Origin of the sequence: Thioalkalivibrio sp. ALD1 (genome assembly GCF_000381245.1) — a bacterium.
Taxonomy (GTDB): domain Bacteria; phylum Pseudomonadota; class Gammaproteobacteria; order Ectothiorhodospirales; family Ectothiorhodospiraceae; genus Thioalkalivibrio.
In genome coordinates, this window is the sequence record NZ_KB906244.1 from 185,403 (window position 1) to 198,782 (window position 13,380).

The window sequence follows — 13,380 nt, forward strand, 5'->3', positions numbered from 1 at the left end:
CGACTTGATCCCGATCAGGAGGCGAGGCGCTTGTACTTCACCCGGTGGGGCTGGTCGGCCTCGGCGCCCAGGCGCTTGCGGCGGTCCTCCTCGTATTCCTGGTAGTTGCCGTCGAAGAACACCACGTTGCCATCCTCCTCGAACGCGAGGATGTGGGTGGCGATGCGGTCGAGGAACCAGCGGTCATGCGAGATCACGATCGCGGAGCCGGGGAAGTCCAGCAGGGCCTCTTCCAGCGCGCGCAGGGTCTCCACGTCCAGATCGTTGGTCGGTTCGTCGAGCAGCAGGAAGTTGCCGCCGCTCTGCAGCAGCTTGGCCAGGTGCACGCGGTTGCGTTCCCCCCCGGACAGCTCCTTCATGCGTTTCTGCTGATCGGTGCCCTTGAAGTTGAAGCGGCCGACATAGGCGCGTGAGGGCATCTGAAAGTTTCCGACCTGGATGATGTCCTGTCCGTTGGAGATCTCCTCCCAGACGGTCTTCTCGTCCTGCAGCGCGTCGCGGCTCTGGTCCACGTAGGCCAGCTGCACGGTCTCGCCCAGCTCGATCGCGCCGTCGTCCGGTTGGTCCTGCCCGGCGATCATGCGGAACAGGGTGGTCTTGCCGACGCCGTTCGGGCCGATCACACCGATCAGTGCACCGCGCGGCACGGAGAACGACAGGCCCTGGTAGAGCACGCGGTCGCCAAAGTGCTTGGACAGGTTCTCCACCTCCAGCACCTTGTCGCCCAGGCGCGGGCCCGGCGGGATGTAGATCTCCTTGGTTTCGGAGCGCTTCTGGTAGTCGCTGGAGGCGATTTCCTCGAAGCGTTTCAGGCGCGCCTTGCTCTTGGCGCCGCGGCCCTTCGGGTTGGAGCGCACCCACTCGAGCTCGGATTCCATCGCTTTCACGCGGGCGGCCTCGGCCTTTTCTTCCTGCTTCAGGCGCTTTTCCTTCTGTTCCAGCCACTGCGAGTAGTTGCCTTGGAACGGGATGCCCTGGCCGCGGTCCAGCTCGAGGATCCAGCCGGCCACGTTGTCGAGGAAGTAACGGTCATGGGTGACCGCGACCACGGTGCCCTGGAACTCCTGCAGGAAGCGCTCCAGCCAGGCCACGGACTCGGCGTCCAGGTGGTTGGTCGGCTCGTCGAGGATCAGCATGTCGGGGCTGGATAGCAACAGGCGGCACAGCGCCACACGGCGGCGTTCACCCCCGGACAGGGTCTTCACGTCCGCATCCCACGGCGGCAGGCGCAGGGCGTCCGCGGCGACCTCCAGCTTGCGCTCGAGGTTGTGCCCATCGGCCGCCTCGATCTTCGCCTCCAGCTCGCCTTGCTTGGCGGCCAGGGCATCGAAGTCGGCATCGGCCTCGGCATAGGCGGCATACACCTGATCCAGCTCGGCCAGCGCCTCCTTGATCGGGGCCACGGCCTCCTCGACATTGCCGCGCACGTCCTTGCTCTCGTCGAGCTGGGGCTCCTGTGGCAGGTAGCCGATATTGATGCCCGGCTGCGGCCGCGCCTCGCCGACGATCTCGGTGTCCACGCCGGCCATGATGCGCAGCAGGGTGGATTTCCCCGCACCGTTGTAGCCCAGCACGCCGATCTTGGCGCCCGGGAAGAAGTTCAGGTTGATGTCCTTTAGGATGTACTTCTTCGGCGGGACGATCTTGCCCACGCCGTTCATCGTGAAGATGTACTGCGCCATGATGCTCCTGCGACCAATGCGGTTTGAATGATGGGCAGGCCACTGACGACCCGCGCTGGGCCCGCACTTTACCATCCCAGCCGACGGGAAGCGCATGAGGACCGCGTTCGACCTGGGCGATGGTCGGCGTTTCAGCCGGTGGCTGTGCCAGAGGATGCCTTTGTGGGGGGCGACCTTGCCGCCTGTTCGGCAATGACTGACAGCTTCATCCAGCGCCCGATGCTGCGTTCCAGCTCCAGTCGGCCGAGCAACCGGATATCCCTGCGTTCGATGGCAGGCGCGAGGGGTTGCTGGCCAATCCATACCGGGCCCATCACCCGCACGGTAGTGGCGATGTACAGGTCGACCTCGAATCCGGGGTCGGACTGGCAGAGGTCGACATCATCGTCTTCGATGACTAGCCACCAGCGTCGAAGTTCGGGCGGTGCGTCGCTGTAGTCGAACTGGACGACGGTTCGCCCAGGGGGAAGGACCGCGGTATCGATGCGCCGGCGCATGTCCCACATGAGAACGCCCGCGTCCCAGTCCGGGCCGTCGGCAGCGCTTTCCACCCAGCGCCGCCCCCACAGGCCCATCGAGATGATCACAGGGCCCAGGGCCTCGCCGGCCTCCGTCAGACGATAGTCCGTACGTTCTCGGACTACGACGCCGTTGGCAATCAGGTCCCGCAGACGGCGGGCCAGCAGTGCACGCGACATCAGCGGCACGCCGCGATGGATCTCGTTGAAACCCGAGGACCCGCTGATCAGCTCACGCAGAATCAGGGGGGTCCAGCGTGTTGTCAGGATCTCCGCCGCCTTTGCCACAGGGCAGAACTGACTGTATCCCGTTCGGTCGGTCATGGCGCTTCTCCGCAGCCATTTTCCCGATTATGGCTCCGCCAACGGGTGTTTTCCGGTTCATTTTCTGAACTAGCGGGGCGGGTCTCCCCTTCGCAATGCTGATCTCACGGCGTGCCTTGTCTTGCCGTAACCCATCGCAGCCCAAACCAAGGGGAACCGACGAAGACACTCACATGCGAATCGATCGCCAGTCGAGCCCTTCCACATCAAGCCGCACGGAGTGTGTGCGCGATATACGGCGCCGAGGATGCTGCTGTCGGGGAGTGCTCGCCCCAAACAAACTCAAAGGAGAATGTCATGAACAATCCCGGATTCCTTGCCAGGAGCAGAGGCGCCATATCCTGCGCGGCGTTCACGCTGCTGGTGCTCCTGGCCATGCCACTGGCACACGCGGACCCCGCTCCGATCACGGCCAAGCCGTTGACCGAACGTCACGCCTTTAGCGGAGAAGTCTCGATGCAGATCACGCAGGAGCTCGACGGTTTGCCCAGGAAGACCTTCGACATTGAAGACGCATCGAATGTCAGCGTATTCGAGTTCACCATCCAGCCGGGTGCCGTGTTTCCCTGGCATACCCATCCGGGGACGGTACTCATCATGGTCACGGAAGGTGAATTCGTATTCATGTTCGCGGAGGACTGTGTAAGGCGCGAGCTTGAACCCGGCATGGCCCTGGTCGATCCCGGGAACAGTGTGCACACGGCCTACAACCCCAGCCGGGATGAGCCCACGGTGGTGATTGCCACGCTCCTTGGGGTCCCGGAAGAAGGTCCGCTGACGATGCCCGTCGACGCGGACGACAACTCCGCACTGGACGAGAAGTGCGGCATTGAGCGCACGGATGAAAGCCGGCTCCAGGGGCATTGAGGAGGTGATGTTCGGCCACCACGGCCGTGACGGGGCGGCCGTGGTGGTCGTGGAGCCGTGTGCATAAGGCACGGCGCTCGGTTTCACCCCTTGAATTTCACCAGACGGCTGACCTGGATGTCGGAGATGAAGACAACACCACTGTGCTGGTTGAAGAAGGGCGTGAACCCTTCGAGGATCGGCTCGACCAGTTCTTCGGGGATCGCCGCGATGATCATGATCAGGACCTCGTCCTCGTTGAACATCAGGTGCCCCGAGTGGAAGCCCTGGCTGCCCTTGCCGGAGAGATTGCCAATGATGGTGTAGCCCTTGACGCCCGCCCGATCCAGCAGATCGGTGGCGAAGGCCTGGTGTTCGCCTTCGAGAATGATCTCGATCTTCTTCAGTGGTTTGAGGTTCAGGTCGTTCATGCGCGGTTTTCCTCCAGAGCAGGTCGATCGATCGCATCTTGTGTGGTGTCGAGTGGGGGTTCCTCGCGCCAGTCGCCGTCGACGAATCGGTACAGTCGGTCGGTTTCCGGGTCGAGGATGACGCACAATACCCAGCCATTCGCAATCAGGCTCCGGACCTTGGGCACGTTTTCAATGGCCCGGCGCGCATGCGCGAGTGGGGCCTCGATCAGGGCCAGCAGCCGGATCGGGTCGTGGTAGGGCAGCCCGTCGTAGAGTACGGTCTGGGCGGGCAGGCCGGTGCGCAGGTCCGAGAGGTTGCCGGTCATCACCCCGACGCGACAGGCGACGTTATGGTAGGCCTTGCTGCCTGAACCGTAGCGTTCGTTGTCGACCGCCGAGAAATAGTGCTCCATGTTGATCCACTGGGCGACGATCAGCGGGCCGGTGAGAATGCTTTCCAGGAGTCGGCCTTTGGGGTCGACGCGATAGTCGTAGGAATGCAGGAACGTGCGTCCCTGCAGGTCGCTCGCCGCGGTCAGGTGTCGCCGGCCGATGATGAAGCCCGCATTGCGTGCCAGGCCCCATTCGGGGCGGACCTGGGCCCAGTCGACCGTGTTGCGTCGTGCCCGCCGAGCGGCCGTTATGGTATCGGGGGCGTCCTCGAGATCCGGTTCCAGGGTCTGCAGCCGCTCGCGTGCCGTTCGGCGCGTGGCGGCGCGCAGGCCGTTGCGCAAGCGCTCGAGATAGACCAGGTGGCTGGCCGGCAGCAGGTCGAGATCATGCAGCCGGATCTCGTCGGATGTGGTGTTGTGCATGGCGGGCAGAAACCAGGCGTCATCGGGGATGTCGATGCCCTGGATCCGCAGTCGCCGGCGAACCTCGGGCTTGTTGCCCATGTGTGCGAGTACTCGCGCGCTGACGATACCGTGGCTGCCGCCGCAGGCACCGCAGTCCAGCGCCGATTCGTAGGGGTTGTTGTCCGACTGGCTGCCGTGCCCCGTGAGGATGATGAAACGCGAGAACTGTTCGGTCAGGCCGATGGAGCGCAGCGCCTGGGCGACAAAGTAGGCCTGCTCTTCGAGGGAAAAGCCGATTCGTCCCAGTCGCTCGAGCTGCATATGGGCATAGGAACGGTTGATCCGATAGTCGCTCCGCAAGGTCTTGATGAAATCCCACTCGGCACTCTCGCTCAGGCCGAATTCGCGGGCGAAGACGGTCGGTCCGCTGCTGTTTCCCATTGCCGTCTCGCGCAACTCGCGGATCATGGAGTCGGTGATCGCTTCGCGTTCGATGTCGAACTGCTGGTGAATCGCCTGAACGATGATGACCCGCTGCTGGGCGCGAACCACCGAATCCGCCTGTTCACGGGTAAGCTTGTCGACCATCAGACGAGTCGAGGGCTGGTCCGACTCGATCTTGTCACGCCATCGGTGGTAGGCCGCCGGTGCGACGGTCTTGCCAATCATGTCGAATCCGAACAGCAGACCAATGGCCTCGACGGTGAAATACGGCGACAGCACGGAGTGCTTCAGGTCGTGCAGCAGGTATTCCGCCGAGGAGTACAGGTCCAGGTCCAGTTGCTCGGCGCCCGTGGTCACCTCCAGCACGAGGTTTTTCGGTGTGACCACGACCGGGCAGAGGTGATCCTCGCTGCCCTTGCCGAGCGCGATGAAGCTCACCGGTACCCCGAAGAAGCCGGCAATGCCGTAGGTCTGGTAGTCGCCGATGGTCTCGAGTTGACGCCGGACACGTTCGGAACGCACGTCGATGCAGAACAGCAACTGCGCGAACGGGCGTTTTTCGCGCGGCGCGGGCGGTTCGAGTCTCAGGCCGGACAGAACGCTGCGGCGGTAGGTCGCCTCCATGGCCTCCAGCCAGACCATACCCTCGTGCCGCTCGAACTCGCCAAGCTGTTCCAGCACGGCGTGAAGCTGTCCGCGCTCGAGCCCGTCAAACAGCGAGGGATTCCCGGCGAGCGACGCCAGGGCGTGAAGCGCGCGGGCCTGGTCGCGGCTTTCCGCGCGGCGTTTGGCCGGCAGGTAATGCTCCAGCTGCCGGGCGATCTCGGCCGGCCTGCCACGCGCGATGGCGTCTTCGACAAGCTCGGCCTGAGTCGGCAGTACGGCTCCGGTGAACAGTTCGTGGCGCAGGTAGGCCTCGCCGGGCCGCTCGGTCAGGAAGGCCTCGAGCGCCTTGCGGTCACCGGGCAACTTGTGCCGACGGCCATGTTCGCGGATCAGCGACAGCGCGAGCACCAGGCGGATGGCCAGGAAATCAATCAGGTCGGCCGGATGTTCGCGTGCCCAGTGATAGTGGCTTGCCGTCGAGCGCCAGCGGATGAAGCCGGCCCAGCCGTGCAGGCGAGTCAGTTCGTGAACGATCAGATCGGGCCAGGCCTCTTCGGGGATCCCGATCGCGTCCAGGACATGGGCGATGATCGCCTCGGGACTGTCACACTCCGCCAGGATTTTGTGAGTGTGCTGGCCGCGCAGGAACAGGCGCGGATGGTGATGGACGACGGTCTTCCACGCGGCGAACAGGCCTTGTTCGCGGCCGGGCATCTGCCATGCCGACTGACCTTCGTCGAAGTAGTCCAGGCAGATCCTGATCAGTTGTTCGTCCAGCGTGGGCCCGACACGTGTGCCGAACAGCGAATCGAGCGCCTCGTAGAGCGGCCGCATAGCCGGAAACGCTGCGTGCAGCCGTTTGGCGAGTATCCCGGTATCCGTCGCAGAGGGTGTGTGTTCGCGACCGTTCAGGGCGGCCGCCACGTCGTCGGCATCGGCGAGCGTGCGCGGCGTGATCACCGGATCATGGCATTCGGTCAGCAGCGTGCAGAGCAGGTCGAGCCCGCCAATCGCCCTAAGGGCCGGGTGGCTCTCAAGAGCGGCATCGACGCGCGCCTCGAGGGTGTCGCGGTCCACGCGGCCCTCGCGGAACAATCGCTGGTAGTCGGCTCGGGGCAGGAATCCCCGCCCGTGAAACAGCTCTTCACCGCGCCGGATCGCGTCCGGGAACGGCAGGTCCTCCAGCCCGTGAAGCGGGTTGTGATGGATGAAGGTGCGCATGGGCCAGAAGTTGGCAATCGGCTCGGCCGCCATGTGCACCATCGAGCGGATCTTGAGCTTGCGTCCGAGGGTCAGCTTCACGGGACACCTCCAGTCCACAGCAGTCCGGATACCACCAGCAATGCCACCAGTCCGGCGAAGGCCCATACCGATGTGGCCGGCAGGTCCTCGGCGATGGCGCCACTGCGCGGCCCGAACACTGTTCCTTGCAGCAGCCGCGCCCCTGCCCAGCTCCACAGCAACCAGGTCAGCAGGACCCCGAGGGCAGCCCCGGGCGTGGCACCACCCAGCAGCGTCAGCAGAGCGAAGAAGCCGGGGAACAGTGGCAGGGCCATTGCGCAGAGCGTGGCTACCACGATCATGCCCGACAGGCGGGGGAGATCCCGCGCCAGTCCGCCATGCAGTCCGGTATAGGCGGTCTCCAGCCGTCGAACAAGCGCATCGCGTACCAGGAGCATCAGCAACGGGGCGGCTGTCATCGCGAGGGCGAAGCCGATCACGTCCGTTTCAGCCGGCAGCTGCAAGGCGAACAGCCACACCAGGGGCCAGGTGGAGCTGGCCAGCAAGGCCGCCCAGCGCCCGACGTCGCGGATGGTCAACAGGCGAAAGGCGTACAGGATCGCACTCAGGGTCGCCCAGACGACAAGCACTCCAGCGAATGGTGCGATATCACCCCACAGGATCAGTGCCACGCCGATCTGCGGCCAGGCCACGAAAAGCGCCACCTGCACGTAGGTGTTGGTGATGCGCGCAGCCAGCGCATTGAACGCCAGGCTCATCGGGAACAGTGGCAGGAAGAATGCCGCGACGAGGATCAGCAGAGCGGACATCTCAACCCCACCTCAGCCAGAGATTCAGGCGCCGGGACAGCGCCAGCAGCGAGACTGTCATGCGAGTGTAGAGCTCGGCGACGTAGAACTCGCGGGAGAACAGCGAGTACAGCGTCAGCCAGGTTCGTCCATGTTCGCGGTCGACTCGCTGGCGGCGCACGTGGGTCAGATAGGCGCCCATCCACCCGGCCACCATGACCAGCGCCAGCAGCGCGATCAGCACACCGAAGGTGATTTGGTCGATGCCTGCCGCGGTATAAAGCGCTTCGCGGAACTCGGCATCCGGATACAGGAAGCCCTCGAAGCTGTGCCCGACAAAGCTGTAGCCGACCACGATCACCGCGAATGACAAGACGATCAGGGCCATCATGCGCAAGGGATTGCCGGTATCCAGCCGGTGCGTGGCGAACAGCACCTGGACGCCCGTGATCCAGCCAAAGAACAGGAGCACGATCGCGCCCTGTTTCTGGAAGAAGTCCGGGGCTACCCAGTAGTGTGCCAGCACCAGGATCACCAGCGGCACGATCAGCATCGCAGCCCCGATCAACAGCCACGGCAGTCGGGCCGGGGCCGACTTGCGTTCGACCAGAAAGTCGTAGAGGGGATCGTTGGGCACGCCGTCGTGTTTGCGCGCGGCGCCGATCACCTTGCCGGCACCGAGGAACAGGGTTCCCTTGAACAGGCCGTGGGCAATCAGGTGGAAGATCGCCAGCGCGAACGCACCCGCACCGGTCTCCATGATCATGAAGCCCATCTGGCCCACGGTGGAATAGCCCAGCGACTTCTTGATGTCGTTCTGCGCGAGCATCAGCATCGAACCGAGTACCGCCGTGAACAGGCCCACGATGAACAGCAGATGCAGGACCTCGCTGCTGTGGACGAATACCGGCGCGAAGCGATTGATGATGATGCCGCCGGCGTTGACGATACCCGCGTGCATCAATGCCGAAACCGGTGTCGGTCCCTCCATGGAATAGGGCAGCCAGGTGTGCAACGGAAACTGAGCGGATTTGGCAAACGCCGCCAGCGCCACCAGGAAGGCCACGGTTCCGGCGACCGGCAGGTCCAGGAACGTACGGGCATCCGGCGTCGCTTCGATGCGGGCGAACAGGGTGGGGAAGTCCAGCGCCCCGTAGGCCTGGAAGAGCACCATCGCGGCCAGTACCAGCGGCAGGTCACCCAGGCGATAGGTAATGAACGTCCAGAACGCGTAGCGCTGCGCGTTGACGGGTTCGGTGTTGTGCGCCAGCAGGAAATAGAGGAAGACGCCGATCAGGTGCCAGGCCACCAGCAGGGTGATCAGATCGCCGGCCATGACCATCAGCAGGATCGAGCCGGTCATCAGGTCCAGCAGCATGAAAAAGCGGGCGTAGCCCGGCTCCTCGATCATGTAGCGGATCGAGTAGATGTGGACCACCAGACTGATGCCGGCGACCACCAGCGCCATGATCGCGCTCAGCGGGTCGATCTGCAGGCTGCCCAAACCGCCGGCGAGGGCCGCCCATTGGGGCCCTGTGTCGTTGACGATGTAGGCGGTCAGCTGGAATGCAGCCACCAGCACCACGACCAGGTTGATGCCGACACTCAGTTGCGCGACGCGCTTGCCCAGCCGGGCACCAGACAACTGGACCAGTAACGCCGAGAGAAAGGGGAGGAGAGGGATCAGCCACTGCGTCTCGATCATCGTCTTGACCACTCTTGGGGCTGTTGACTGACCGTCGGGGCGTTTACTGCTACTCCCCGGATAATAGGGTAAAGCCGCCCTCAAACCCACGGGGTTCGGAAGTAGAACAGGAGGCGGATTGCAAAGTCTGGGCTTTCGTCACGGGCGGCCTGACAGTGATGACGCGTGTGCGGCCCCGGAACATCCGCACCGTCAGGTGGCTGAACAAGCCGGACACCGCGATCAGGCCTGGAGCCAGCCCGGCGGCCGTCTACTGGTGGGGGTTGAAACCACGGCGTCGCAGCACCGTTTTTTCGAGCTCGACCAGAGTGAACAGGATCAGGCCGAACGCGAGGATGCGCAGCCACTCTTGCGGTCCGATGGCGGTGGTGCCGAACAGGAGTTGCAGTGGCGGGGCATAGGTAAAGAGGCTCTGGAGTACGATCAGGATCCCGATTGCGATCAGGGCCGGCCGGCTGGCGACGAGGCTTGCATGGCTGAGAGCGGGCGCCAGAAGAGAGCGGCTGGTAAGCATGAAGAACAGCTGCCCCATGACCAGGGTGTTGATGGCCACCGTACGGGCGAACTCGTGTTCGGCCCCCTGCTGCTCCAGCCACAGAAAGTGGCCAAAGGCGCCGGCGACCAGCAGGGTGGACACGAAACTGACGCGCCAGAGCAGGAAGCCGGACAAGATAGGCGTATTGGGCGGGCGAGGAGGGCGTTGCATCACGCCCGGCTCGGTCGGTTCGAAGGCCAGCGCCAGTCCGAGGGTAACCGCACTGACCATGTTGACCCACAGGACCTGCACCGGGGTTAGCGGCAGGGTCAGACCCAGCAAAATGGCAGCGACGATCGTAAAGGCCAGTCCCCCGTTGCTGGGCAGCAGGAACATGATCGCCTTTTTCAGGTTGTCATAGACCGTGCGGCCTTCCTCGACCGCATTGGCGATGGAGACGAAGTTGTCGTCGGCCAGCACCATTGCGGAGGCCTCGCGTGCGGCCTCGGTGCCCTTCAGCCCCATGGCCACGCCAACATCGGCGCGTTTGAGTGCAGGGGTGTCGTTTACGCCGTCACCGGTCATTGCCACCACGTCGCCGTGGCTCTGAATCGCGCGAACGAGCCGTAGCTTGTGCTCCGGTGTGGTGCGGGCAAATACGTCGACCCGCTGGACCATCGCCTTGAGGTCATCGTCCGAGGTGTCGTCCAGTTCGTGGCCGACCACCACACCGCCTTCGGTGCTGATGCCCAGTTCGTCGGCGATCGCCCGTGCGGTGACGCCGTGATCGCCGGTGATCATCTTCACGCGGATCCCGGCCCCCTGACAGTGGGCTACCGCTTCGATCGCCTCTTCGCGCGGCGGGTCGATGATCCCGCAGACAGCGACCAGGGTGAGCCCTCCGTTCTCGATGTCGGCGAACTCGAGTTCTTGGCAGTGCCCTTCCACGCGCCGGGTAGCGAGAGCGAGCAGGCGCTGACCGCGGGAGGCGACATCATCCATCCACTGCTGCCAGTGTTCGGTGTCCAGCGGTTCATCCTCATCGTTGGTGCGCTGGTGGCTGCACAGCGCCAGTACGCGTTCCGGCGCGCCCTTGAGGAAGAGGAAGGCGTGCCCCTCATGATCGTGGTGCAGGGTGGCCATGAACTTGTAGGACGATTCGAACGGGATCACGTCGTCGCGCACGAATTCCTTGTTCACGAGCTTCGGCTCCAGCCCGCCCTTCATCGCCGCGGTGATCAGGGCGCCTTCGGTGGGGTCGCCCTCCATGGTCCATGTGTCGTCCTTGCGGTAGACCTCGGCGTCGTTGCACAGGAGGATGCCGTGCAGCACCTCGGCCAGCAGGGGGTCGGTCTCCGGGTCGGCCTCCTGGCCGTCGCGGGTGATCCCGCCGTGCGGTTCGTAGCCCACCCCGCCCAGCTCGTACTCCGCCTGGGTGGTGATGATGCTTTTTACCGTCATCTCGTTACGGGTGAGGGTGCCGGTCTTGTCCGAGCAGATGGTGGTAACCGAGCCGAGGGTCTCCACCGCCGGCAGGCGGCGGATGATCGCGTGACGGGCAGCCATGCGCTGCACCCCGATTGCCAGGGTGATGGTCATGATCGCCGGAAGGCCCTCCGGGATCGCCGCCACTGCCAGGCTGGCGGCGGCGAGGAAGGTGTCTACCAGGTCGTAGTCGCGCACCCAGAAGCCGAATGCAAAGGTAAGTGAGGCCAGTACCCCAATCGCGACTGACAACCAGCGGCCAAACTGGGCGATCTGCTGAAGCAGCGGGGTGGTAACGCCCTCGACCTCGCCGAGCAGGGTGGAGATGTGGCCGATCTCGGTATTGGCGCCCGTGGCCACCACTACGCCGCGCCCCTGGCCGGAGGCGACCAGGGTCCCGGAGTAGGCCATGGACCGACGGTCGCCAAGATCGGTGTCGCTGTCCACGGGGTCGGTCTGTTTGTCGCTGGCGATCGACTCCCCGGTCAGCGTGGCCTCATCGACCCGCATATTGTGCGCCGCGATCAAGCGCAGATCAGCCGGGACTCGGTCCCCGGCCTGAAGATGGACGATATCGCCGGGGACGAGCTTCTCGGCGGGGATGCTGCGGCGTTGTCCGTCGCGCAGCACCTGTGTCTGGGGCGAGAGCATCCCGCGGATGGCTTCGAGGGCCTTTTCGGCCTTGCCCTCCTGGATGTGGCCGATGGTGGCATTGATCAGCACCACCCCGAGGATCACGCCGGTATCCAGCCAGTGACCAAGGAGCGCTGTGCCAACGGCTGCGGCGATCAGTACGTAGATCAGTACGTTGTGAAACTGCCCCAGAAAGCGCATCAGCGGTCCACGGCGTGGCGGCTGGGGCAGCCGGTTGTACCCGTGTTCTTCCAGCCGCTGCTGGGCGGTTTCGCTATTCAGGCCGTCAGCGTTGGTACCAAGGGCATCCAGGGTCCGATCGGCACCCCGGCTGTGCCAGTCGCGGTCTGATTCGCGATCGCTCATGTGTACCCCTGATGGGTGGAGGCTGTGCATTGCTTCCGGTTGTCCCGATCACGCGCCGGGAAAGGCGATGTGGCAGGGCTTGTCGATGAACAGGCGCACCAGCGTGAGCCAAAGCATGGCCAAATTGCATTTGAACAGATCCGTGGAGGGCGGTGAATCGCCGCGCCGAATGCAAATGCTCGACAGGGCGGCTGCGGGCACAGACAATGCCGCCATGATCGTCTGGTGGGAGGGCCTTGTGCTGGTGGGGGCAGGGGGCGCGCTGGGAGGGCTGGCGCGCTTCTGGCTGTCGCAGTGGATTGATAACCACACCGGAGGCCGTTTCCCGTGGGGAACGCTGGCCGTGAACGCCTCGGGCGCGCTGCTGATCGGCGTGGTGCTTGGGGTCGTGGCGGACCCATCCGGAGCGTCCTGGCTCTGGTTGTTGCTGGTGGTGGGGGTGCTCGGCAGTTTCACCACGGTCTCCTCGTTCAGCCTGCAGACGGTGGGTGTTGCGGAACGCGACGGCTGGCGCCCGGCGATTGCCTACGTCCTGTTGACACTGGGCGGTGGGCTGACGCTGGTGTTTGTCGGCCATGTCCTGGGCCGTGCCGCGGGTGGCACGGGATGACGGGGTACTCGCTGCGCCTGTCCGCGTTCGTCGCCCTGGGCGCCGCATTGGGCAGCATGGCGCGCTATGCCCTGTCGTGGACCGGGCTGCACCTGATGGGGGCCGGGTTTCCCTGGGACACGCTGGCGGTGAATGTGGCCGGGTCCTGGCTGATCGGGCTTTACGCCGTGATCAGTGCCCCGGAGGGGTGCCGGCCCGCCGATCCGGTGATCCGCCAGTTTGTCCTGGCCGGCTTCTGCGGGGGCTTTACGACCTTCTCGGTATTCAGCCTGGAGAGCCTGTGGTTGCTGGAGACGGGCGATCCCGGACGTGCGGCGCTGTATGTGTCCGTATCTCTGGTGCTGTGGCTGGCGGGCGTGTGGCTGGGCAGCGCGCAGGGGCGCCGCTGGAATGCCGCCGCGTTACGTGGCTGAGGCCGAGCGGGCCTGACGGCCCAGCCATGGACG

General features: G+C 64.6%; 11 protein-coding genes. 3 read left to right on the forward strand and 8 right to left on the reverse strand.

All coding sequences use genetic code 11. The features are described from left to right. Positions 1-14 precede the first annotated feature (14 nt). Together ettA and F623_RS0109640 are read right to left on the reverse strand one after the other, a co-directional pair. The gene (gene ettA, locus F623_RS0109635; protein ID WP_018861836.1) at positions 15-1,682 is read right to left on the reverse strand and encodes an energy-dependent translational throttle protein EttA; all 1,668 of its coding nucleotides are present in this window, start codon (positions 1,680-1,682) and stop codon (positions 15-17) included. Positions 1,683-1,813: 131 nt separating this feature from the next. After that, positions 1,814-2,524, reverse strand: coding sequence for a helix-turn-helix domain-containing protein (locus F623_RS0109640; RefSeq protein WP_018868461.1), 711 nt, complete (start codon positions 2,522-2,524; stop codon positions 1,814-1,816). Between the two features lie 297 nt (positions 2,525-2,821). On the opposite strand from F623_RS0109640, the gene F623_RS0109645 reads away from it, so the two are divergent. Then, positions 2,822-3,391: a cupin domain-containing protein gene (locus F623_RS0109645; protein ID WP_018868460.1), complete on the forward strand. Its 570-nt coding sequence runs from the start codon at positions 2,822-2,824 to the stop codon at positions 3,389-3,391. An 83-nt stretch (positions 3,392-3,474) separates the two neighbouring features. Here F623_RS0109645 and F623_RS0109650 read toward each other — a convergent pair whose 3' ends face one another. From F623_RS0109650 to F623_RS13515, 6 genes are all read right to left on the reverse strand, one after another. Next, a complete protein-coding gene (locus F623_RS0109650; protein WP_018868459.1) occupies positions 3,475-3,801 on the reverse strand; it encodes a P-II family nitrogen regulator in 327 nt (108 codons plus the stop codon). Further along, complete coding sequence (locus F623_RS0109655) at positions 3,798-6,932, reverse strand: DUF2309 domain-containing protein (protein ID WP_018868458.1); 3,135 nt, start codon at positions 6,930-6,932, stop codon at positions 3,798-3,800. The genes F623_RS0109650 and F623_RS0109655 overlap by 4 nt, the downstream gene beginning before the upstream one ends. Beyond that, on the reverse strand, positions 6,929-7,681 hold the full coding sequence (locus F623_RS0109660) for a hypothetical protein (protein ID WP_018861840.1): 753 nt from the start codon (positions 7,679-7,681) through the stop codon (positions 6,929-6,931). Before F623_RS0109660 ends, F623_RS0109655 begins: the two co-directional genes overlap by 4 nt. Before the next feature lies 1 nt (position 7,682). After that, positions 7,683-9,365, reverse strand: coding sequence for an NADH-quinone oxidoreductase subunit L (locus F623_RS0109665; protein ID WP_018861841.1), 1,683 nt, complete (start codon positions 9,363-9,365; stop codon positions 7,683-7,685). Positions 9,366-9,615: 250 nt separating this feature from the next. Then, a complete protein-coding gene (locus F623_RS0109670; protein ID WP_018868457.1) occupies positions 9,616-12,324 on the reverse strand; it encodes a cation-transporting P-type ATPase in 2,709 nt (902 codons plus the stop codon). Positions 12,325-12,372: 48 nt separating this feature from the next. Further along, positions 12,373-12,540 carry a hypothetical protein gene (locus tag F623_RS13515; protein ID WP_196799772.1) on the reverse strand — a complete coding sequence of 56 codons (168 nt, stop codon included), beginning with the start codon at positions 12,538-12,540 and terminating at the stop codon, positions 12,373-12,375. On the opposite strand from F623_RS13515, the gene F623_RS0109675 reads away from it, so the two are divergent. Next, the gene (locus F623_RS0109675; protein ID WP_018868456.1) at positions 12,500-12,934 is read left to right on the forward strand and encodes a CrcB family protein; all 435 of its coding nucleotides are present in this window, start codon (positions 12,500-12,502) and stop codon (positions 12,932-12,934) included. The genes F623_RS13515 and F623_RS0109675 overlap by 41 nt on opposite strands. Further along, entirely contained in the window at positions 12,931-13,347 is a 417-nt protein-coding gene (crcB, locus tag F623_RS0109680) for a fluoride efflux transporter CrcB (RefSeq protein WP_018861844.1), read from the forward strand. The genes F623_RS0109675 and crcB overlap by 4 nt, the downstream gene beginning before the upstream one ends. Positions 13,348-13,380: the final 33 nt, after the last annotated feature.

Bases quoted from the DNA above. Each gene is read 5' to 3' on its own strand.
- ettA (WP_018861836.1), bottom strand. From the start codon at position 1,682: ATGGCGCAGTACATCTTCACGATGAACGGCGTGGGCAAGATCGTCCCG.
- F623_RS0109640 (WP_018868461.1), bottom strand. From the start codon at position 2,524: ATGACCGACCGAACGGGATACAGTCAGTTCTGCCCTGTGGCAAAGGCG.
- F623_RS0109645 (WP_018868460.1), top strand. From the start codon at position 2,822: ATGAACAATCCCGGATTCCTTGCCAGGAGCAGAGGCGCCATATCCTGC.
- F623_RS0109650 (WP_018868459.1), bottom strand. From the start codon at position 3,801: ATGAACGACCTGAACCTCAAACCACTGAAGAAGATCGAGATCATTCTC.
- F623_RS0109660 (WP_018861840.1), bottom strand. From the start codon at position 7,681: ATGTCCGCTCTGCTGATCCTCGTCGCGGCATTCTTCCTGCCACTGTTC.
- F623_RS0109665 (WP_018861841.1), bottom strand. From the start codon at position 9,365: ATGATCGAGACGCAGTGGCTGATCCCTCTCCTCCCCTTTCTCTCGGCG.
- F623_RS0109670 (WP_018868457.1), bottom strand. From the start codon at position 12,324: ATGAGCGATCGCGAATCAGACCGCGACTGGCACAGCCGGGGTGCCGAT.
- F623_RS0109675 (WP_018868456.1), top strand. From the start codon at position 12,500: ATGCTCGACAGGGCGGCTGCGGGCACAGACAATGCCGCCATGATCGTC.
- F623_RS13515 (WP_196799772.1), bottom strand. From the start codon at position 12,540: ATGGCGGCATTGTCTGTGCCCGCAGCCGCCCTGTCGAGCATTTGCATT.
- crcB (WP_018861844.1), top strand. From the start codon at position 12,931: ATGACGGGGTACTCGCTGCGCCTGTCCGCGTTCGTCGCCCTGGGCGCC.